Source organism: Methylorubrum zatmanii, from assembly GCF_014845115.1.
Lineage (GTDB): Bacteria > Pseudomonadota > Alphaproteobacteria > Rhizobiales > Beijerinckiaceae > Methylobacterium > Methylobacterium zatmanii.
Window position 1 is genome coordinate 13,343 of sequence record NZ_NKUI01000045.1, and the last position, 20,335, is coordinate 33,677.

Here is a 20,335-nt window from a genome sequence, read left to right on the forward strand (position 1 = left end):
CACGGTCGCACCCCGCAACCGCACGGGTTTCGCTCGGACGGCCTTGCCGAAAACCCGCCGATGCCGGATGTGGTGTCTTTCTCGAGGGTCACGCGCGCAGGCGAGGACACCCATGACGACATCGCCCTTCGTCACGCCGGATTGGCTGCACCAGCGCCTGAGCGCGCCGGACATCGTCGTGCTCGACGCCTCGTGGTACCTGCCGGCGCAGGGGCGCGACGCCGAGGCAGAGTATCGCGCGGCCCATGTTCCCGGCGCGATCCGCTTCGATCTCGACGCGATGAGCGACACGGAGTCCCACCTGCCCCACATGCTGCCCCGGCCCGAGGTGTTCTCCTCGCGGATGCGGGCGCTCGGCGTCGGCGACGGGGCGCAGGTGGTCGTCTATGACGGGATGGGCCTGTTCTCGGCGCCGCGGGTGCGCTGGATGCTGCAGACCTTCGGCATGCGCGACGTGAAGATCCTCGAAGGCGGACTGCCCGCCTGGATCGCCGCCGGCTATGCGACGGAAGATGGCGAGGCCCGCCCGCGCGACCGGCGCCACTTCACCGCCCGGCTCGACAACGGCGCGGTGGCGGACGGAAACGACATCGCCCGCGCGCTGGCCAACGGCTCGGCCCAGGTGGTCGATGCCCGTTCCGGCCCACGCTTTCGCGGCGAGGAGGCGGAGCCCCGCCCCGGCGTGCGCCCCGGCCACATGCCCGGCGCCAAGAACCTGCATTACGCGGCGCTCCAGGCCAACGGGCGTCTGCGGGACGAGGCCTCCCTGCGCGCGGCCATCGCCGAGGCCGGGGTCGATCTCGACCGCCCGGTCATCACCACCTGCGGCTCGGGCGTGACCGCGGCCATCGTCTCGCTCGCCCTGGAGACCCTGGGGCGGCAGCCGCGGGCCCTCTACGACGGCTCGTGGTCGGAATGGGGAGCCGACCCGAAGCGGCCCGTTGAGACCGGTCCGGCCTGAACGCCCGACATACCGGCCGCGGTGCATTCCGGGGAAGGCGGCCGGGAAGAGGACGACACAGCGTTAACGGACAGCTAAGAGGGGCGCCTTAGGCTTGGCCGAAGCGGGCCGCCGGGGCCCCGTTTCGCCTGGGCGACCGGACGCGCGTCGCGAAAGGTTCGGAGGACACGGCTTGGGCAGGGGCCCCGAACGCTGGCAGCTCTACCGCCTGCTCGGTCACGAGGTGGTGCGCGCGGTCCGTGAGCGGACGATGCGGCTCACGGCGCGCCCGGAGATCCTCACCCGCGCCCGGGTGACCGGCCTCGTCATCGCCCCGCACGATCTGCGCACCAGCGACGCCTCACTCTCGGACGACATCTATTCCGGCCTGTTCGTCTTCGCCGGCCGCTCGCTGGTGGTCAGTGGCCGCTCGCCCTTCGACTACGACCCGCCCTCCCCCGAATGGGCGGATGCCCTCTACGGGTTCGGCTGGCTGCGCCACCTGCGCGCCGCCGACACCGCGCTCGCCCGCGCCAATGCCCGCGCCTTCGTCTCGGACTTCATGAGCGGACGCGGCGAGGCCGCCCGCGCGAGCCCGGTGCCGGTAGCCTCCCGGCGGCTGATCTCGTTCCTGTGCCAGTCGCCGCTGGTGCTGGAGGGGGCCGACCACGCTTTCTATCAGGCCTTCCTGAAAGCCATCGGCAAGGGCGCGCGGGAGCTGGAGCGGTCGCTGCGCCGCTCGGCACCGCCGCAATCGCGCCTGCTGGCGGCGGTGGCCCTGACCTATGCCGGCCTGTGCTGCGAGGGCATCGAGCCGATCCTGCGCCGGGCGACGCGCATCCTCGTGCGCGAGCTCGAACAGCAGATCCTGCCCGATGGCGGCCACCGTTCGCGGGATCCGCGCTTTTCCATGGAGTTGCTGCTCGACCTGCTGCCGCTGCGCCAGAGCTTCCTCAGCCGCAGCGTCGATCCGCCGGAAGCGCTCCTGCGCGCCGTCGACCGGATGCTGCCGGCCCTGCGCCTGCTGCGCCACGGCGACGCCTCGCTCAGCCATTTCAATGGCATGGGCGTCACCGCCGCCGACCATCTCGCCACGCTACTGGTCTATGACGGCGCCGGCACAGAGCCGCTGATGTACGCCCCCCATTCCGGCTATGCCCGGCTGGAGCTGGGTCGGGTCGTGCTCGTCTGCGATGTCGGCGCGCCGCCGCCGATGGATCAGTCGCGGGAGGCCGCCGCCGGCTGCCTCTCCTTCGAGCTGACCAGCGGGGCGCAGCGCATCGTCGTCAATTGCGGCAGCCCCGCCAGTGGCGGCGAACTGCGCCGGGCGGCGCGCAGCACCGCCGCGCACTCGACCGCGACGGTAGCCGACACCTCCTCCTGCCGCTTCCTCGACGAGCCAGAGGATTGGTGGATCGGCCGCCTCGCCGCGCGCTGGCTGCTGGCGCGCCGCGGCCCGGTGGTGCTGCGGGGGCCCGGCCCCGTGGCGGTCGAGCGCCGCACCGAGAACGGCGCGGCGGTGCTCGCCGCGCGCCATGACGGCTATGTCCAGGAATTCGGCCTCGTCCACGAGCGCCGCTGGCGCCTCGCCGAAGGTCCGATCCGCCTGGAGGGCGAGGACGCCTTCCGCCGCGACGGCAAGAACCAGCGCACTAACCAGCGCGCCCGGCCGCATCCGGTGGCGGTGCGTTTCCACCTTCACACCGCCGTCGCCGCGCAGGCGCGGGAAGACGGCAGTGTGACCCTTGGGCTACCGACCGGTGAGACGTGGCGCTTCTCGGCCGAAGGCGCGACGGTGGCGATCGAGGAAAGCGTGTACTTCGCCGGAGTGGTCGGCGCCCGCCGTACGGCACAGATCGTGCTGCACCTGATAGCGACCGGGGAGGATACCCTCGTGCGCTGGCGGATCGAGCAGGTCTGACGAACACTCCCATCGCGCCCTCTGGGCGCAGTCCGGATCCGCCCTGTCGAAGGAGTGGACGGGATCTGGGCTGGCACCGTCGTTTCCGAAAGGCCATCTTCCCCTGGTCGAACTGGCTGCCGGCGCCGGTTCCGTGCTACCGCGCGCGCAAATCCCTCCTATGACGACAAGGGCCACCACGATGCCGCGCGACCAGATCCGAGTGACCCGCGCCCTGCTCTCGGTTTCGGACAAGACCGGGCTCACGGATTTCGCCGCCGCGCTGATCGGACAGGGGGTGGAACTGGTCTCGACCGGCGGCACCCATCGCGCGCTCACCGAGGCCGGGCTGGCGGTCAGGGAAGTGTCCGAGCTGACCCGCTTCCCCGAGATGATGGATGGCCGGGTCAAGACGCTGCATCCGGCAGTCCATGGCGGCCTGCTCGCCGTACGCGACAATCCCGAGCATCAGGCGGCGCTCGCCGCCCACGGCATCGGCGCCATCGACCTGCTCGTGGTCAACCTCTACCCCTTCGAGGAGACGCTGAAGGCCGGCAAGGGCTACGACGATTGCGTCGAGAACATCGATGTCGGCGGGCCGGCCATGATCCGCGCCGCCGCCAAGAACCACGCCGACGTGGCGGTGGTGGTCGATGTGACGGATTATGCCGCGATCCTCGCCGAGCTCTCCGCCCAGACGGGCAGCCTCAGCGCCGCGACCCGGCGGCGGCTGGCGCAGAAGGCGTTCTCCCGCACCGCCTCCTACGACGCCGCCATCGCCAACTGGCTTGCCGAGGTCGAGGGGAGCGAGGCGGCGCCGACCTTCCGGGCACTCGGGGGAACGCTGGCCCAGAGCCTGCGCTACGGCGAGAACCCGCATCAAGCGGCGGCCTTCTACCGCCTGCCCGGCACCCTGCGCCCCGGCATCGCCACCGCCCGGCAGGTACAGGGCAAGGAACTGTCCTACAACAACCTCAACGACACCGACGCGGCCTATGAATGCGTCGGCGAGTTCGATCCCGCCCGCACGGCGGCGGTGGCGATCATCAAGCACGCCAACCCCTGCGGCGTGGCGGAAGGATCGAGCCTGCTCGATGCCTATGAGCGGGCTCTGGCCTGCGACCCGACTTCGGCTTTCGGCGGCATCGTCGCGCTCAACCGCACCCTCGACGCGGAGGCCGCGCGGAAGATCGTCGAGATTTTCACCGAGGTCATCATCGCCCCCGATGCCTCGGACGAGGCCAAGGCGATCATCGCCGCCAAGAAGAACCTGCGCCTCCTGCTCGCCGGCGGCCTGCCCGATCCGCGGGCGAAGGGCGAGGTGATCCGCACCGTGGCCGGGGGCTTCCTCGTCCAGGGCCGCGACGCCGCCAGCGTCGACGAGATGACGCTGAACGTCGTGACCAAGCGCGCGCCGAGCGAGGCGGAACTCGCCGACATGCGGTTCGCCTACCGGGTCGCCAAGCACGTGAAGTCGAACGCCATCGTCTATGCCAAGGGCGGCGCCACGGTCGGCATCGGCGCCGGGCAGATGTCGCGGGTCGATTCCTCGATCACCGCCGCGCGCAAGGCGGCGGAAGCGGCCCAGCGCCTCGGCCTGACGGAGAGCCTCGCCAAGGGTTCGGCGGTCGCCTCCGACGCCTTCTTCCCCTTCGCCGACGGTCTGCTCGCGGCGGCCGAGGCCGGCGCCACCGCCGTGATCCAACCCGGCGGCTCGATGCGCGACGACGAGGTGATCAAGGCCGCCGACGAGGCCGGGCTGGCGATGGTGTTCACCGGCACGCGCCACTTCCGGCACTGATACGGCGCCCGCTTGATCGGAGCGGGTTCCGTATCGGCCAGCCCGCGCGGCACTTGAGCGATGACGCCATCCGCCATCCCGAAGGAATCAACCGGATGGCGTATGAGATCGGAGAGGCCGGGCGGATTTCGAAAAAATCGGCTCGGCCTCCTTCAAGCCCGAACGAAAAAGGCCCCGCCTCGCGGCGGGGCCTTTCTCTTGTGTGCGTGAGGCAGCGCGTCAGTGCGCGTGCGCGGTCGAGGCCCCGATACCGGTCTCCGAGCGCACATACTGAGCGTCGAAGGCGGCGCGCTCGCGGTTCGCCCGGCGGGTGCGGTCGAGCAGCGAGACGCCCCAGATCGTCACGAAGGCCAGCGGCATCGAGAACAGGGCCGGGTTGGCATAGGGGAACAGGGCCGTCGGATGGCCGAAGGTCTTCACCCAGACCGCGTCCGACAGGACCACCATGACCACCGCCGCGATCAGGCCGACGAGGCCGCCGATAAGCGCGCCCCAGGTCGTGGTGCCGCGCCACAGGATCGACATGGCAAGCACCGGGAAGTTGCAGCTCGCCGCCACCGAGAAGGCGAGGCCGACCATGAAGGCGACGTTCTGGTTCTCAAACACGTAGCCGAGATAGATCGCCACGATGCCGATGCCGACGGCGGAGGCCTTGGAGAGGTTCACCTCCGCCTTCTCCGTGGTGCGGCCGCGGGCGAAGACCTGGGCATAGAGATCGTGGCTGATCGCCGAAGCGCCGGCGAGCGTCAGGCCCGCCACCACCGCGAGAATGGTCGCGAAGGCCACCGCCGAGATGAAGCCGAGGAAGTACGGCCCGCCGACGGCGTTGGCGAGGTTCACGGCCACCATGTTGGTGCCGCCGATCATGTCCTTGATCTTGTCGTAGGTGGTGCCGTCCGCGCCGAGCTTGAAGTAGCTCGGATCGGACATCAGCAGGGCGATGCCGCCGAAGCCGATGATGAAGGTGAGGATGTAGAAGTAGCCGATCAGGCCGGTGGCGTAGAACACCGACTTGCGGGCAGCCTGGGCGTCCGACACCGTGAAGAAGCGCATCAGGATGTGCGGCAGGCCGGCGGTGCCGAACATCAGCCCGACGCCGAGCGAGATCGAGTCGATCGGGTTGGAGACGAGGCCGCCCGGCGCCATGATGGCGTCGCCCTTCGGATGCGTCTGCACGGCGGCGGCGAACAGCCTCTCGGGGCTGAAGCCGTAATGGTAGAGCACCGCGCCGGCCATGAAGCTCGCGCCGCCGAGCAGCAGGCAGGCCTTGATGACCTGCACCCAGGTCGTCGCCTTCATGCCGCCGAAGGCGACGTAGATGATCATCAGCGCGCCGACGATTACCACCGCGTAGAGGTAGGGCAGGCCGAACAGGAGCTGGATCAGCTTACCGGCGCCGACCATCTGGGCGATCAGGTAGAACGCCACCACCACGAGGGTGCCGGTCGCCGAGATGATGCGGATCGAGGTCTGGTCGAGGCGGAAGCTCGCCACGTCGGCGAAGGTGAACTTGCCGAGGTTGCGCAGCCGCTCCGCAATCAGGAACAGCACGATCGGCCAGCCCACGAGAAAGCCCGTCGAGTAGATCAGGCCGTCGAAGCCCGAGGAATAGACGAGGCCCGAGATGCCGAGGAATGAGGCCGCCGACATGTAGTCGCCGGCGATGGCGAGGGCGTTGGTGCGGGCCGAGATGCCGCCGCCGGCCGCGTAGAAGTCGGCCGCCGATTTCGAGCCCTTGGCCGCCCGGTAGGTGATGCCGAGGGTGAAGATCACGAAGAAGAAGAACATGGCCACGGCGGGCCAGTTCGTGGCCTGCTGCTGCACTTGGCCGAGATCCGGCCCGGCGGCGAGGGCCGAGGTCGCGCCGAGGCCGAGGCCCGCGCCGAGAAGGGGAACGAAGCGGATCATTTGGCGAGGCTCCGGACGAGGTCGGCCGAGAGCCGGTCGAAACGGGTATTGGCACGGGCAACGTAGATGCCGGTCAGCACGAAGGCGAACACGATCACGAACATGCCCATGTAGAAGCCGAGGGAGGCGGTGCCGCCGATCTTGGTGGCGAGCAGCGCCTTGTCGAAGGCGATCAGGCCGATGAAGCCGAAATAGACCAGCAGCATGAGGCCTGTGAGGATCCAGCCGAAGCGGGTGCGCTCGTGAACCAGGGTCTTGAAGGTCGGGTGTTCGGCGATGCGGTCGAGCCGGTGATCGGGCTCGGGCATGTCCAGGGCCCCAGCCCCATGAAGCGTGCGGGCGTCCGACGTCGCGGATCGGCCCACCGACTGTGTGGCGCTCATGAATCTCCTCCCGCCGGCTCGATCCCCGCGAAGGCGGGCCCATCGGCCGGCTTGTCTTATGGCGAATGCGACGCGGGCTTGTTTCTCCGCTTCGTCGCAGGCTTGTTCCGGCAGCCCCACGGGTCACCGGCCGTCCTTCGCGGCGGTGGATACAGAATATCCGCCGCCATCGATGTCACCTTAGAACCGCTCGCGAGCACGTTGCAATCGGCTGCGGGCCTAAGCTGCTGTTATACCGTGATCTCTTCGCTCGGCAGCGGCTCGCATGGGGGGACGCGCCGCCTTTTGGATGGAACGACGTGAGAAGGGCCCCGCCGGGATCTTCCGGCGGGGCCCTTCGAGATCAAGCGGGGCGATTCTGGCGGTTCTCGATCAGATCGTCGACCACCGCCGGCTCCGCGAGGGTCGAGGTATCGCCCAGCGATCCGAAATCGTCCTCGGCGATCTTGCGCAGGATGCGGCGCATGATCTTGCCCGAGCGGGTCTTGGGCAGGCCCGGCGCGAACTGGATCAGATCCGGCGACGCGATCGGGCCGATATCCTTGCGGACCCAGGCGACCAGTTCCTTGCGCAGGGCGTCCGAGCCCTCCTCGCCCTCGTTGAGAGTGACGTAGGCGTAGATGCCCTGGCCCTTGAGGTTATGCGGGTAGCCGACCACCGCCGCCTCCGAGACCTTCGGATGCGCCACCAGCGACGACTCGACCTCGGCCGTGCCCATGCGGTGACCGGAGACGTTGATGACGTCGTCCACGCGGCCGGTGATCCAGTAATAGCCGTCCGCATCGCGGCGGGCGCCGTCTCCGGTGAAGTAGAGGTTCTTGTAGGTGGAGAAGTAGGTCTGCTCGAACCGCTCGTGGTCACCGTAGACCGTGCGCATCTGGCCCGGCCAACTGTCCTTGATGCAGAGATTGCCCTCGCAGGCGCCGTCGAGTTCCTTGCCCTCGGCATCGACCATCACCGGCTGGACGCCGAAGAAGGGCCGGGTCGCCGAGCCGGGCTTGAGCTTGGTCGCGCCGGGCAGCGGGGTGATGAGGATGCCGCCGGTCTCGGTCTGCCACCACGTATCGACGATGGAGCAGCGGGAATCGCCGACCACGCGGTAGTACCACTCCCAGGCTTCCGGGTTGATCGGCTCGCCGACCGAGCCCAGCACCCGCAGGGATTGGCGCGAGGTCTTCTTCACCGGCCCCTCGCCGCCGCCCATGAGCGAGCGGATCGCGGTCGGCGCGGTGTAGAAGATGTTGACCTTGTGCTTGTCGATGACTTCCCAGAAGCGGGAATTCGACGGGTAGGTCGGGATGCCCTCGAACATCAGCGTGGTCGCGCCGTTCGCGAGCGGTCCGTAGACGATGTAACTGTGGCCGGTGACCCAGCCCACATCCGCCGTGCACCAATAGACGTCGCCGTCATGGTAATCGAAGACGTATTGGTGGGTCATCGAGGCGTAGACGAGATAGCCGCCGGTGGTGTGCACCACGCCCTTCGGCTGCCCGGTCGAGCCCGAGGTATAGAGGATGAACAGCGGGTGCTCGGCCTCGACCGGCTCCGCCGGGCACTCGTCGGTCACCTGCTCGGCGGCCTCATGGTAATAGACGTCGCGGCCGGGCTCCATCGCCACGTTGCCGCCGGTGCGCTTGACCACGACGACATGGTCGACGAGGTCCGCGTCGAGGCGCTTGATCGCCTCGTCGACATTGGCCTTCAGCGGCACCTTGCGCCCGCCGCGCAGACCCTCGTCGGCGGTGATGACCAACTTCGAGCCGCATCCCTTGATGCGGCTCGCCAGGGAATCGGGGGAGAAGCCGCCGAAGACGATGGCGTGGATGGCGCCCAACCGCGCGCAGGCCAGCATCGCGTAGGCGGCCTCGGGGATCATCGGCAGGTAGAGCGTGACGCGGTCCCCCTTGCCGACGCCGCGATTGCGCAGGACGTTGGCCATCCGGCCCACTTCCGCGTGCAGCTGCTTGTAGGTGATGTGCTTCGATTCGTTCGGATCGTCGCCTTCCCAGATGATCGCGGTCTGATCGCCGCGGGTCTTCAGGTGACGGTCGATGCAATTCAGAGCGACGTTGGTCTTGCCGTCCTCGAACCATTTGATCGAGACATTACCCGGCGCGAAGCTGGTGTTTTTGACTTTGCTGAAAGGGGTCGACCAATCGATGCGTTTGCCGTGCTCGGCCCAGAAAGCTTCCGGATTCGAGACGGAGGCCGCGTACATCTCCGTGTATTTGGCATCGTCGATGAGAGCCCGCTCGCGCCACCCGTCCTGGACGTCGATGACCTTCTCGCTCATTTGGTTTCTTCCCTGACGGTGCCCGATCGTATCGCGAAGGTCCGCGCAGCCGGGGCTTCCTCAAAACTCTTAAGCGCAGTTGAACAGACCCGGCAAGCACCAAAAAGTCGAGGTTCGAAATTTCGCGCAACCGAATTGGCAGCAATTTTATTGCCGACGACAGCATAGTCCTCCACTCCCGGGGGAGGACGGCCGAAATGTCAGAGATGTCAGGGGATTCCGGCGCGGAAGAGCGCGCATCGGCCGCCGTCAGGCAGCCGGGAACAGCATCTCGACCAGGGTGCCCTCGTCCTTCCGGCTGGTGATGCGGAAGCGGCCGCGGTTCGCCTCGACGAGGGCCTTGGTCAGGGTCAGGCCGAAGCCCCGCTCCTCGCCCTCCGCAACCGCCGGCGCACCGATCTGAAACGGCTCGAGGGCGCCCAGCAGCTCGTCCTCGGTCATCCCCGTCCCGGTGTCGCGCACCCGCAGGGCGACCTCGCCGCGCTCGGCCAGCGTGGTCGAGACGATCACCTGACCGCCGGCCTCCGTGACATGGATCGCCTTGCCGAGCACGGTCAGCGCCGCTTGGCGGATCGAGCGCTCGTCGGCCTTCAGGCGCGGCAGGTCGGGGGCGAGGCTGGTGCGCAGGACGATGCGATGGCGCGCCGCCTGGGCCTGCCGGGCGGCGATGCAGGACGAGACGAGGTCGTTGAGGGCAAGCTCGGTGAAGGTCAGCTTGCTGCGTCCCGCCTGGATCTCGGCGAGGTCGCGCAGATCGTCGATCAGGCTGGCGATCCGGCCGCCGGACAGGCGCACGTCCCGGAGATAGGCCTCCAGCCGCTCGGCATCCGCCCGGTCGAAGCGGTCGGACAGCATCATGTCGGTCAGGCTGAGGATCGCGTTGAGCGAGGGCCGGATCTCGCGGCTCACCCGGGCGAGCGCATTGGCCTTCCACACCCCTTCCGCCTCCGGCTCATCCCGGCGGGCGGGATGGAGGGAAGGCTCGTCGCGAATCTCGCGCAGGCTGGCACAATAGCCAGGCGCCTCCTCGCCGAGCAGCCGGGCGATGCGCAGGCGCAAGGCGGCGGCGCCCGAACGTGGCGTGACGCCATGCAACTCGCTGCTGCCGGAGCGGCGCGAATCCGTCACGGCCGCCTCCAGCACGGATTGGCTGGCCGGCGAGAACAGGTCCGCGAAGCGCCCGCCCACGACCTCCTTGGGATGGGCATGGACGAGTTCGGCTGCGCTCGGATTCAGCCCGACGACACGCCCTTCCGCATCGAGGGTGACGACCCCCTCCTCCAGACTGTCCAGCACCGTCTGCGCCCGCAGCCGCGCATCGTTGGGCGGCAGGGGAGCGGTCTCCTCGCCGTTCTGTCCGGGTGCGGCACGGGCGAGGCAGATCTCGGCCGCCCCCCCGTCCCAGAGCAGGTCGGCGCGATCCACGAGGAGGGCTATCGTCCCGCCGGCGGCGTGGGCGAAGGGCTGTTGCACCGCCGCCTGCCTCTCCGCCGGGGCGAGGCCGCAAAACAGCTGTGAAAGCCCGACCTGCCGCAGGGCCGCCAGATCGTCATAGCCGGTGAGGCTCAGGAAGGCGCGGCTCGCGAACAGAAGCTCGTCGCCGCGATGGATCAGCACGCCGAGCGGCAGGCTTTCCAGCAATTCGGTCAGGGCCGACCGCGCCCGGCCCTCGGCTTCCGCGAGGCGGCCGGGTGGCGTCGGGAACGGCATCACCGATCCGCCGGATGCGGCCTCCGCCCGTGACGGAGGCAACGCCTCGTCCTCGGCGGGCTCATCGGCCGCGAAGCGAAGACCGAGCAGGCGGGCCACCTCCCGGAAGGCGGCATGCTCGTTCACCGACAGGCCGGGTTCCGTCTCGAAGGCCTCGTTCGGCCCGTCTTCCGCCGGAACGGCCTCGTCCTCCGGGGCACGCGGCTGGCTCTCTCTCAGGATCGCGAAACCGTTGAGACCGGCAAACGCGGCCTGAGCCCGGCCGGAGGGAGCGCCCGAGATCTCGAGACGATGCTTGTAGGAGCGTCCCAGCACCGTCAGCGGCAGCATCCGGAAAGTGCGCTGCGCCGAGAGCGCCTCGGTGAAGGCCTCGCCGTCGATCACGCCGTCCGCCGCGAGCATGGTCCAAGAGCGACCGGCAAGGGCCTCCGTCAGGTCGGGATGCGTGCGCGAGACATGGGTCAGCACACCCTCGGCATCGCTGCGCCAGACGAAGCGCAGCGGCACGTCGCCCGCCATACCCTCTTCGGCAAGACCGGGGGGCGGTGTCATCTCGGGCTCGGGGCCGGTGACGGCAGCGGCGGGCTTCGCCTCCTCGCGCGGCGCAACGGCCTTCGGCGGCGAGGCTTGAGCCGGCCGCAAGACCGGCAACGCGCCGACCGGCGCAAACAGGAGGGCGGACCGGCCTCCCTCCAACTCCGCCCGGGCGGCGAGGCCGACGACGGGAAGAGCGACGCCACGGGGATCGAGGCGCAGGCGGATCATGCGCGGTCGCCCATCCAGCATCCCGGCACGGCGAACCTGATCGGGCAGGCGCAAGCCCGGAAGGATCGTGCCGTCGACTCCGGCGATGCCCGCGCGCAAAGTCGCCGCTCCGCCGGCCGCGTGGAGCACCCGTCCCGCATCGTCGTCGAGGATCAGGAAGGAGCCGCCTTCGCGGAGGAGATGGGCGATCGACGCGTCGTCCCGCCAGCGCGCCAGAGCCGCGCCGACAGTCGAATCGCTCTCCGGCGAAATTACTGGCACTGCGCGGCCCGACATTGGAACACTGGTCATAAGCCCTTCACAGCCCTGTGTGGTCCCTCTGGGCGTGGGCGCTCGTCGCCCTGTTTAACTTAACTGCCACCGGACGTGGACACTGAAGCGTGCCGACACACGTTTATCAACTGGTAACCTTAATCGGCACCACGGGGCTGGCGGAAAAGCCGACCCTGCGTTATTGTGCATCGCACATTGTGCGCCGCACAACGAGCGCCTGACGCGATCACCAGAGGAGACGGGAATGAGCAGCACCCCTAACTACGAAGTCCCCACCGAGATGCGCGATTTCGCCGAGAAGAGCGTCGAGCAGGCCCGCAAGGCCTTCGATTCCTTCATCGGCGCGGCCCGTCGCACCGCCGACACGGTGCAGGGTTCGACCGATCTGGCTCGCACCAACGCCACCAACATCTCGAGCCGTGGCTTCGAATACGCGGAGCAAAACGTCAACGCCGCTTTCGATCTGGCGCAGAAACTCGTCCGTTCGCGCGACGTCCAAGAGGCGATGCAGCATCAGGCTGAGTTCGTGCGGGCGCAGTTCGCCGCCATCCAGGCCCAGGCCAAGGAGTTCGGCGGCCTCGCGCAGAGCGCGTTCCAGCAGAGTGCCGAGAACGCCAAGAGCGCAATGCAGCAGGGGGCCGCCGAAGCCCGCCAAGCCTACGAGCAGGGCGTCGAGACGGCCCGTGAGAATGCCAGCGAGGCCCAGAAGGCCACCTCCTAAGTCTTCGTCTGGGGCCGCCACGGTTGCCCCTCGAACGTCTGTGGCCCGCTCTCGGCAGAGCGGGCCATTTTCATATCGGGCCGGTTCCGCCTCTTTTCCGCCGCCAGGGACAGCAAGGGTCCGGGCGGCCTGAGGAGGTGCGCCGATCCGGCAGGATCGTGTGACCTTTCTCGATCCTTGATTTGGCGCGCTCATCCTGGCCGAGTCGGCCTCCCATTCCCAGGAGAGCGCGCGAACGCGGAGTTTCCGACATCATGCGTGCCGTCCGTTACCTCGGCATCCTGGCCTTGGCCGCTTGGGCGGCCGGGAGCCTCGCGCCCGCCCAGGCCCAGTATGACGACGACGGGTACGACGCCCCTCCCCCGCGCGCCAGAGCCTATCGGGATTGGGGCGGCGGGCCGCCGCCGCGAAGGGCCGTCGGCTTCAACTGCGATGCGGTTCAATCGGGCATCAGCGGCCTTCAGCCCTTCTCCTGCCCGCTGCCCGGTCCGCGCCCGCTCGGCGCCCGCTGTTTCTGCGATATGCCGGTGTCGTTCCTGAACGGGCCGCGCACGGCCGTCGGCCGCGTCGCGCCCTGATCAGCACAAGGCCGTGCCGGATGTCTCCGGCACGGCCCGATCTCACAGGGGGGGGACAGGGCGTCTCGCGTCAGTTCACGACAACCGTCGCACCGACCTTCACACGGGAATACAGGTCGGTCACATCCTCGTTGGTCATGCGGATGCAGCCGGAGGAGACCGCCTGACCGATCGTATCCGGCTCATTGGAGCCGTGGATCCGGTATTCGGACCGGCCGATATACATCGCCCGGGCGCCCAGGGGGTTCTCGATGCCGCCGGCCATGTAGCGCGGCAGGTCCGGGCGACGGGCCAGCATCGCCGCCGGCGGGGTCCAGCTCGGCCATTCGCGCTTGGCGGTGATCTTGTTCACGCCGCTCCAGGTGAAGCCCGGACGGCCGACCCCGACGCCGTAGCGCACGGCCTGCCCGCCCGGCAGTACGTAGTAGAGCCGCCGCTCGGAGGTGGAGACCACGATCGTACCCGGAGCATAGCGGCCGTTATAGGCCACGACCTCGCGGGGGATGCGGGCGACCTGTGCCTGCGCCGCCTCGGCTTCACCGTAGCCCTGAGCGCTGGAACCGCGCTGCGAGGAGTAGGGATCGTAGACCGGCCAGCCGCCTTGCGACGACTGCTCTTGATAATAATCGTCCCCGTCGGAACCGAACGGGTCATAGGGCGCCGCCTTGACCGGGCCGGTCGCGAGGACACAGACGCCGACAACGCCGGCGAGAACAGAAGCCAGAGTCTTCATCGCAGGTGCCTACCTGTGCAATAATCTTTGCTATTACAAGCGTGACTGTGCTTGACAGGTTCCACGGCGTTTACGGATTTTGCACGGATCAGGTGGCGGGCAGCCGGCGACAGCTTGGCCGTATCGTCCGGCTTACTCCCGAATCGGCCGGGCGCGACAGGACAAGACTTCGTGGTTGGAACCGAACGAAGCGGCCGGCTCGGCCGTCGCAGCGGGACGGCTCGGAGTGTATGGGCCGGACGGCCCCCGACCGGGGCGGGTAGCGGAGAAGCTTCGAACCGCCGAATGGTCGGACACGGCGCGCCGCTGGATCGACTGACCGGCGCCTGGGATGATGGAGGGCGGCTCAACCCAAGGCGGGTTTTCGCTCGACCCCTCATCATGGGGAACGATGCGGCCGAGCTGTCTCTCAGCTGATGACAGGCAAGGGATCGCAGGCTGCCCGTTCGGCCTCGACCAGCACATCGAAGGCGCGCCAGGGCTTGGGGATGAACACGGCGCCCTCCGGCAGGACGACATCCGGCTCCGGATCGAGGCCCGATGTCACCACGAGCCGCGTGCGCGGCCACAGCGTGGCAATCGCATGGGCGAGCTGCAACCCGTCCATCGCTCCGGCGAGGCGGATATCGGCGAAGACCAGGGCGACATCGCCGCCGCTCTCTTGCAGGATGCCGAGCGCCCGCTCGGCGCTGTCGCAGCCGATCACCCGCAGCTCCGTCTCCTCCAGAACACCCTCGGCCAGTTCGCGGGTATCCTGCTCGTCCTCGACGACGAGGGCGATGCGGCTCTTGGGGCGCCCACCGGGCGCGGACGGCGTCTCGTTCGAGCGGTCCACCCGCCGGACGAGGGCCGCGAGATGGTCGGGGATGCCTTCCGCCACGAGGTGATCGTAGCAGGAGGCGAGCGCCTGCCCGATCTGGTCCAGTTGCATGCCCGGCAACAGCGGATCGCTGGTGTGGCCGCGATAGGAGCGATCTCGAAACGAGTCGTTCAAAGCGAAACGGTCCTCTCTCGCGCGTTCGACCGATGGGCGGCCGGCACAGAGTATTCCGCCTGGATGGCCGCACAGGACAACAAAGCGGGGAGATGCCGCACAGTTGCCTCGAAGAGAGATTTTCGTCGTCGCGGATCCTGCCACACGGCGGGCGGACGCAGGCGGAAGAAGTTTACTGAGCCGCCTCGGCATCGGCCATGGTGATGAGGCCGGCGACGCTGCGCACGTCGCGATAGCGGTCGCCCCGGGTGCTCATCATCGCCTCGAACTTCTGATGAACCTGGGCGACGGACAGGCTGGCCGGCTTGCGATGACGCCCCCGGCCGGTGGTGCCGGCGAAGAAGATCGAGCGATTGGCCCGAGCCGGACCCGGCAAGAGGGTGGCGGCGGCCGAACTCGGCTTGTCGACGACTTGCGACAGGAAGTTCTCGGCATCGTCCGGTCCGAGGAAGTGGGCGAGATAGACCTCGCCGAGGCTCAGTTCGCGGCCGATCTTGAGGGCGATGCGTCCGGCATCCCGCTTGAGCATCTCGCCGGCCATCACCGCCGACAGGTAGGGATCGCGGCGCAGATCGAGGATGCGGGTCCGCTCGGCCTGATCCTGGATGCTCGGCCGGTCATTGGCATCCGGCACGACGAGGGCGGCCTCCTTGTCGTACCCGTATTTGGGACCGAAATCGCGGATCACGCCGAGCCAGGTCCGCTCGATGAACTGGAACAGACCGGTCGCCGACGAGGTCTTGGCCTGCACGGCGGTGATGAAGCTCGATTCCTTGTCGGCCACGGCCATCAGCAGCACGGGATCGGTCTCGACCACCTGAGCCGCCTTGACGATGGTCTGCACGAGGTGGCGGCGGATCTTCATCGGCCCGAATTCGAGGATGTCATTCGGATCGCCGGTCGCGGTCTGCGACAGCAGGAAGTCGTAGGACACCCGGTCCACGCTGTTGGTACCGAGTTCGGTATCGAGGCCGTCCACGGCATGGAAGCTCGACGAGGCCGCCAGCACCGACGGGACCGGCGCCTCGGGCGCCAGGGACTGCACGCGGGGCCGCGGCATCGACAGATCGGAGCCGGCCTTGGTCGAGGCCTCGGCCCGACCGAAATCGGTCCCCGCATTGAGAAGAACCGCGCTCAAACCGCCGGCGAGCAGGGTCATGGACAGGATAGAGCGGAGAAGTGCGGTGCGGCTGCCATGCTCGCGACCGGTGCGAGCGGACAGGGTGATGACGTCGGAGGATGGGGCGGGGCGCCCGCTCTTGCGAGAGGTTCCGGTGGTCCGTTGCGATCCGATCGTACGGCCCTGCATCGTTGTCGTCGCTCACTCTTCGTGATGCCGCCAGCGGCGTATGGGCAACAGTTACGGTGACGGATGTGGCGCAAACACGGCCGAGGTTGTGGCATCCCCAGGGCAGTGCGGGGCAATTTGCGGGCAAGCTGAGCCGTTTCGGTGGTTATCCCCGGTGTTTTCCACCGATGACGGGATGCACAGGGCGCGATGGGAGGGCACCTCGCCCAGGCACTGTCTCACCTCGGAATCGCCCAGCGCACCTTCGCGAAGAGGTCGGGAGCCGGACGGATCGACAGGAGATCAGCCCTCACCGCGCGGAGACACTGGCTGTGCGGCAAGGATATTCAGTAAAGCAGCCCGGTTCATTCAAGCCGAGCTTGTTCCATGGCCCTGATCGACCGCTATCTGCCCGATCCGCATTTCCGCGAACGGCATCGTCTCGCTGTCAGGGCCCCGTCCCGCACCGTACTCCGGGCCGCGCGGGCCTACCGCACCGAGACCGATCCGTTCTTTCGAGCGATGATCGGGCTCCGCGAGCTGCCCATGCGGGTCATGCAGCGCCTCTCACAGCCGTCTTCTGTGGATCGGCGCCCCTTCGGCCTCCAAGATTTCACTCTGCTGGACAGCGACGACCATGAGATCGTCTACGGATTGGCCGGTCGTTTCTGGCGGTCCGATTTCGATCTGACCCCGGTCGAAGGCGGAGCCGGCTTCCTGGCGCTCGACGATCCGGGCGTCGCGAGGCTCGCACTCAACTTCGCCGTCCGGACCGAAGGACGGGGCATCTGCGAACTCTCGACAGAGACGCGCATCGTCTGCGCCGATGCCGACGCCCGAGCCAAGCTCAGGCTCTACTGGCATCTCATCCGCCCGGTCAGCGGCCTGATCCGGCGACGGACCCTGGCCTCCATCCGCCGGGTCAGCGAAAACGAAGCGCGGATGGCTCTTCCCTAAGTAGGAGACCCAAGGGCCGGGACCGGGACGGCACGCCCCTCACAACCGCCGCAGCGCCACGCTCTCGATCCGATGGCTCGCCCCCTTGGCCAGAATCAGGCTCGCCCGCTGGCGGGTGGGGAGGATGTTGTCGCGCAGATTCGGCAGGTTGATCGTCGTCCAGAGCCGGTCGGCGATCTCCAGGGCCTCGGCCTCACCGGCCTCGGCATATTTGCGGAAATAGGAAAGCGGATCGCGGAAGGCGGTCTGCCGCAGGCGCAGGAAGCGGTTGACGTACCAGCGGTGCAGGTCGTCCTCGTGCCCGTCGAGATAGATCGAGAAGTCGAAGAAGTCGGAGACGAAGGGAATCGCCGTGCCGTCCCGGGGCAGGCGGGCCGGCTGCAGCACGTTGAGGCCCTCGACGATCAGGATGTCGGGCGATTCGATCACCTGCTCCTCACCCGGCACCACGTCGTAGACGAGGTGGGAATAAACCGGGGCCGACACGCGCTTGTGGCCGGCCTTGATGTCGGCGAGGAAACGCAGCAGGGCGGCGCTGTCGTAGCTCTCGGGAAAGCCCTTCCGCTCCATCGCATCCATGCGCTGGAGTTCGGCATTGGGATGAAGGAAGCCGTCGGTGGTGATGAGATCGACCTTCGGCGTGTTGGGCCAGCGGGCGAGCAAGGCCTTGAGCACCCGGGCCGTCGTCGACTTGCCGACCGCCACCGAGCCGGCGAGCCCGATGATGTAGGGAACCTTGGTATCGTGCTCGGCGAGCAGGAAGCGCTGGGTCGCCTTGAACAGTCCCTGCGTCGCCGCGACGTAGAGCGAGAGCAGCCGCGACAGCGGCAGGTAGATCGCCACGACCTCCTCGATGGAGATCGGATCGTTGAGGGATTGCAGGCGGCCGATATCCTCGGCGGTCAGCGTCAACGGCGTGTCGGCGCGCAGTTGCGCCCATTCCTCGCGGGAGAAGATCCGGTAGGGCGAGAGGCGTCCCGGCCCCTGGCCGGTCACCGGGTTCTGGCGCTCTTCCGGTTCGATCCCGGCCGACGGGATCGGGGCGCCGATCATGTATGCCTCCGCGCCGCCTTCTCGGCGAGCCCGCTCTGGACGGTGCGCCGATCCAGTTCCGTCATCACGTCATCGAGCGGCACGCCGACCGCCTTGAGCGTCACAACGAGGTGATACAGCACGTCGGCGGCTTCCGAGGTGAGGGCCTTGCGGTCGCCCTGCACGGCGGCGATGGCGGCCTCGACCGCCTCTTCGCCGAGCTTCTTGGCCGCCTTGGCCGGCCCCTCGGCCAGGAGCTTGGCGGTGTAGGAAGATTCGGGAGGAGTGCCGGCCCGGCTGTCCACGAGGGCGGCGAGGTCGTCGAGGCTGAACTTCGTCATAGAGCGTGCAAACGGAACCTGTACCATGCGGCATCGCATGATCGGATACCGGCTGCGCGGACCCTGCGCAGGGCGGGCGCCCCGGTCAAGGGGTGCGCGCATCGGCGCAACCGTTACGCGTTACGGATCGAGCCGCATCGCAAGTCCGGCCGCCGCCATATGGGCCTTGGCCTCGCCGATGGTGGCCTCGCCGAAATGGAAGATCGAGGCGGCGAGCACCGCGCTCGCGCCGCCATCGCGGACGCCGGCCACGAGGTCGTCGAGCCCGCCGACGCCACCGGACGCGATCACCGGCACCTTCACCGCATCGGCGATGGCGCGGGTGAGCGCGAGATCGTAGCCGGAGCGGGTGCCGTCCTTGTCCATGGAGGTGACGAGGAGTTCGCCCGCCCCGCGCTCGGACACCCGGCGGGCGAACGCGACCGCGTCGATGCCGGTGGGATTGCGGCCGCCATGGGTGAAGATCTCCCAGCGCGCGGATTCGCCGGGGCCGGAGACGCGCTTGGCGTCGATGGCGACGACGATGCACTGGTCACCGAACTTCTCCGCCGCCTCGGCGACGAAATCCGGGTTCTTCACCGCCGCCGTGTTGATCCCGACCTTGTCGGCGCCCGCCAGGAGGAGCGTGCGCACATCGGAGACGGTGCGCACGCCGCCGCCGACGGTCAGCGGCATGAAGCAGGCTTCCGCGGTGCGGCTCACCACATCGAGCAGGGTGCCACGGTCCTCGTGGCTGGCGGTGATGTCGAGGAAGCAGAGTTCGTCGGCGCCGGCGGCGTCGTAGGCCTTGGCGGATTCGACCGGATCGCCGGCATCGCGCAGTTCGAGGAACTGGACGCCCTTCACGACGCGCCCGTCCTTCACGTCGAGGCAGGGGATGATGCGGGTCTTGAGCACGCGGGGCGCCTTCAGGCTGTCATGGCGGGCATGGATCGAGGCATGGCACTCACTGCGCCGCCCCGTTCTCTGCCCCCTTGGCCCGAGCGATGGCCGCCAGGGCCTCCTTCGGGTCGATCCGTCCGTCGTAGAGGGCGCGGCCGGTGATGGCACCGGCCAGCATCGCGCAATCGGGCTGCAGCAGGCGCTCGACATCGGCCATCGAGGCGAGGCCGCCCGACGCGATCACCGGGATGCTGACGGCGGAGGCCAGGGCCAGGGTCATCTCGATATTGAGCCCCTTCAGGATGCCGTCACGGGCGATGTCGGTGTAGATGATGGCGGCGACACCGGCATCCTCGAAACGGCGCCCGAGTTCCTCTGCCGTCATGCTGGAGGTCTGGGCCCAGCCCTCCACCGCGACGCGGCCGTCCTTGGCATCGATGCCGACGGCGATCTTTCCCGGATGGCGGCGGGCGGCCTCCCGCACGAAGGCGGGATCGCGCACCGCAGCGGTGCCGATGATGACGCGGCTGACGCCCTTCTCCAGCCAGCCTTCGAGGGTGCGCATCTCGCGCACGCCGCCGCCGAGCTGCACCGGCATCGTCACCCGCGCCAGGATCGCATCGACCGCGGCGGCGTTGCGCGGGGCACCGGCGAAGGCGCCGTCGAGGTCGACCACGTGCAGCCAGGGGAAACCCTGCGACTCGAAGGCAGCCGCCTGCGCGGCGGGGTCGTCGTTGAAGACCTTGGCCTGGGCCATGTCGCCCTGAACGAGGCGGACGCAGCGTCCTTCCTTGAGGTCGATGGCCGGATACAGGATCACGCGTCAGCTCGCCGAA

17 protein-coding genes are annotated in these 20,335 nt (G+C 68.5%); 6 read left to right on the forward strand and 11 right to left on the reverse strand.

Annotated features, from left to right (window positions below; all coding sequences use genetic code 11):
• The first annotated feature begins 112 nt into the window (after window positions 1-112).
• The 3 genes from sseA (at window position 113) to purH (ending at window position 4,641) form a co-directional block, all read left to right on the forward strand.
• Complete coding sequence (gene sseA, locus MZTS_RS06215; protein ID WP_192282595.1) at window positions 113-961, forward strand: 3-mercaptopyruvate sulfurtransferase; 849 nt, start codon at window positions 113-115, stop codon at window positions 959-961.
• A 172-nt stretch (window positions 962-1,133) separates the two neighbouring features.
• A complete protein-coding gene (locus MZTS_RS06220) occupies window positions 1,134-2,861 on the forward strand; it encodes a heparinase II/III family protein (RefSeq protein ID WP_192282597.1) in 1,728 nt (575 codons plus the stop codon).
• A 181-nt stretch (window positions 2,862-3,042) separates the two neighbouring features.
• The gene (purH, locus tag MZTS_RS06225; RefSeq protein WP_192282599.1) at window positions 3,043-4,641 is read left to right on the forward strand and encodes a bifunctional phosphoribosylaminoimidazolecarboxamide formyltransferase/IMP cyclohydrolase; all 1,599 of its coding nucleotides are present in this window, start codon (window positions 3,043-3,045) and stop codon (window positions 4,639-4,641) included.
• Between the two features lie 219 nt (window positions 4,642-4,860).
• Here the strand turns inward: purH and MZTS_RS06230 are convergent, their stop codons facing one another.
• From MZTS_RS06230 to MZTS_RS06245, 4 genes are all read right to left on the reverse strand, one after another.
• Window positions 4,861-6,549 carry a cation acetate symporter gene (locus MZTS_RS06230; protein WP_192282600.1) on the reverse strand — a complete coding sequence of 563 codons (1,689 nt, stop codon included), beginning with the start codon at window positions 6,547-6,549 and terminating at the stop codon, window positions 4,861-4,863.
• Entirely contained in the window at window positions 6,546-6,857 is a 312-nt protein-coding gene (locus MZTS_RS06235) for a DUF485 domain-containing protein (protein ID WP_378739389.1), read from the reverse strand. The genes MZTS_RS06230 and MZTS_RS06235 overlap by 4 nt, the downstream gene beginning before the upstream one ends.
• 418 nt (window positions 6,858-7,275) lie before the next feature.
• Window positions 7,276-9,225, reverse strand: coding sequence for an acetate--CoA ligase (acs, locus tag MZTS_RS06240; RefSeq protein ID WP_192282602.1), 1,950 nt, complete (start codon window positions 9,223-9,225; stop codon window positions 7,276-7,278).
• A gap of 249 nt (window positions 9,226-9,474) precedes the next feature.
• Window positions 9,475-11,976, reverse strand: coding sequence for an ATP-binding protein (locus MZTS_RS06245; RefSeq protein ID WP_192282643.1), 2,502 nt, complete (start codon window positions 11,974-11,976; stop codon window positions 9,475-9,477).
• Window positions 11,977-12,217: 241 nt separating this feature from the next.
• On the opposite strand from MZTS_RS06245, the gene MZTS_RS06250 reads away from it, so the two are divergent.
• Together MZTS_RS06250 and MZTS_RS06255 are read left to right on the forward strand one after the other, a co-directional pair.
• A complete protein-coding gene (locus tag MZTS_RS06250; RefSeq protein WP_192282603.1) occupies window positions 12,218-12,694 on the forward strand; it encodes a phasin in 477 nt (158 codons plus the stop codon).
• A gap of 254 nt (window positions 12,695-12,948) precedes the next feature.
• Window positions 12,949-13,272 (forward strand): hypothetical protein, encoded by a 324-nt coding sequence (locus tag MZTS_RS06255; RefSeq protein WP_192282604.1) that lies wholly within the window; start codon window positions 12,949-12,951, stop codon window positions 13,270-13,272.
• Window positions 13,273-13,342: 70 nt separating this feature from the next.
• On the opposite strand, the gene MZTS_RS06260 is transcribed toward MZTS_RS06255, so the two are convergent.
• The 3 genes from MZTS_RS06260 to MZTS_RS06270 form a co-directional block, all read right to left on the reverse strand.
• Window positions 13,343-14,005, reverse strand: coding sequence for a L,D-transpeptidase (locus tag MZTS_RS06260; RefSeq protein ID WP_192282605.1), 663 nt, complete (start codon window positions 14,003-14,005; stop codon window positions 13,343-13,345).
• Window positions 14,006-14,414: 409 nt separating this feature from the next.
• Complete coding sequence (locus MZTS_RS06265; RefSeq protein WP_192282645.1) at window positions 14,415-14,936, reverse strand: response regulator; 522 nt, start codon at window positions 14,934-14,936, stop codon at window positions 14,415-14,417.
• Between the two features lie 235 nt (window positions 14,937-15,171).
• Window positions 15,172-16,308, reverse strand: coding sequence for a transglycosylase SLT domain-containing protein (locus MZTS_RS06270; RefSeq protein ID WP_192282606.1), 1,137 nt, complete (start codon window positions 16,306-16,308; stop codon window positions 15,172-15,174).
• Window positions 16,309-16,674: 366 nt separating this feature from the next.
• Here MZTS_RS06270 and MZTS_RS06275 point away from each other — a divergent pair, with 366 nt between their 5' ends.
• A complete protein-coding gene (locus MZTS_RS06275; RefSeq protein ID WP_192282608.1) occupies window positions 16,675-17,244 on the forward strand; it encodes a hypothetical protein in 570 nt (189 codons plus the stop codon).
• A gap of 39 nt (window positions 17,245-17,283) precedes the next feature.
• Here the strand turns inward: MZTS_RS06275 and coaA are convergent, their stop codons facing one another.
• The 4 genes from coaA to hisA all read right to left on the reverse strand — a co-directional run bounded on the left by coaA (window position 17,284) and on the right by hisA (window position 20,319).
• On the reverse strand, window positions 17,284-18,297 hold the full coding sequence (coaA, locus tag MZTS_RS06280; RefSeq protein ID WP_192282610.1) for a type I pantothenate kinase: 1,014 nt from the start codon (window positions 18,295-18,297) through the stop codon (window positions 17,284-17,286).
• Window positions 18,294-18,617 carry a phosphoribosyl-ATP diphosphatase gene (locus tag MZTS_RS06285; RefSeq protein ID WP_192282612.1) on the reverse strand — a complete coding sequence of 108 codons (324 nt, stop codon included), beginning with the start codon at window positions 18,615-18,617 and terminating at the stop codon, window positions 18,294-18,296. The genes coaA and MZTS_RS06285 overlap by 4 nt, the downstream gene beginning before the upstream one ends.
• 120 nt (window positions 18,618-18,737) lie before the next feature.
• On the reverse strand, window positions 18,738-19,514 hold the full coding sequence (hisF, locus tag MZTS_RS06290) for an imidazole glycerol phosphate synthase subunit HisF (protein ID WP_009863515.1): 777 nt from the start codon (window positions 19,512-19,514) through the stop codon (window positions 18,738-18,740).
• Between the two features lie 49 nt (window positions 19,515-19,563).
• Window positions 19,564-20,319, reverse strand: coding sequence for a 1-(5-phosphoribosyl)-5-[(5-phosphoribosylamino)methylideneamino]imidazole-4-carboxamide isomerase (gene hisA, locus MZTS_RS06295; protein ID WP_192282614.1), 756 nt, complete (start codon window positions 20,317-20,319; stop codon window positions 19,564-19,566).
• Window positions 20,320-20,335: the final 16 nt, after the last annotated feature.

Excerpts from the sequence above, each read along its gene's own strand:
- sseA (WP_192282595.1), top strand. The coding sequence starts at position 113 with ATGACGACATCGCCCTTCGTCACGCCGGATTGGCTGCACCAGCGCCTG.
- purH (WP_192282599.1), top strand. The coding sequence starts at position 3,043 with ATGCCGCGCGACCAGATCCGAGTGACCCGCGCCCTGCTCTCGGTTTCG.
- MZTS_RS06230 (WP_192282600.1), bottom strand. The coding sequence starts at position 6,549 with ATGATCCGCTTCGTTCCCCTTCTCGGCGCGGGCCTCGGCCTCGGCGCG.
- MZTS_RS06235 (WP_378739389.1), bottom strand. The coding sequence starts at position 6,857 with ATGCCCGAGCCCGATCACCGGCTCGACCGCATCGCCGAACACCCGACC.
- acs (WP_192282602.1), bottom strand. The coding sequence starts at position 9,225 with ATGAGCGAGAAGGTCATCGACGTCCAGGACGGGTGGCGCGAGCGGGCT.
- MZTS_RS06245 (WP_192282643.1), bottom strand. The coding sequence starts at position 11,976 with ATGTCGGGCCGCGCAGTGCCAGTAATTTCGCCGGAGAGCGATTCGACT.
- MZTS_RS06250 (WP_192282603.1), top strand. The coding sequence starts at position 12,218 with ATGAGCAGCACCCCTAACTACGAAGTCCCCACCGAGATGCGCGATTTC.
- MZTS_RS06255 (WP_192282604.1), top strand. The coding sequence starts at position 12,949 with ATGCGTGCCGTCCGTTACCTCGGCATCCTGGCCTTGGCCGCTTGGGCG.
- MZTS_RS06260 (WP_192282605.1), bottom strand. The coding sequence starts at position 14,005 with ATGAAGACTCTGGCTTCTGTTCTCGCCGGCGTTGTCGGCGTCTGTGTC.
- MZTS_RS06265 (WP_192282645.1), bottom strand. The coding sequence starts at position 14,936 with ATGCAACTGGACCAGATCGGGCAGGCGCTCGCCTCCTGCTACGATCAC.
- MZTS_RS06270 (WP_192282606.1), bottom strand. The coding sequence starts at position 16,308 with ATGCAGGGCCGTACGATCGGATCGCAACGGACCACCGGAACCTCTCGC.
- MZTS_RS06275 (WP_192282608.1), top strand. The coding sequence starts at position 16,675 with ATGGCCCTGATCGACCGCTATCTGCCCGATCCGCATTTCCGCGAACGG.
- coaA (WP_192282610.1), bottom strand. The coding sequence starts at position 18,297 with ATGATCGGCGCCCCGATCCCGTCGGCCGGGATCGAACCGGAAGAGCGC.
- MZTS_RS06285 (WP_192282612.1), bottom strand. The coding sequence starts at position 18,617 with ATGACGAAGTTCAGCCTCGACGACCTCGCCGCCCTCGTGGACAGCCGG.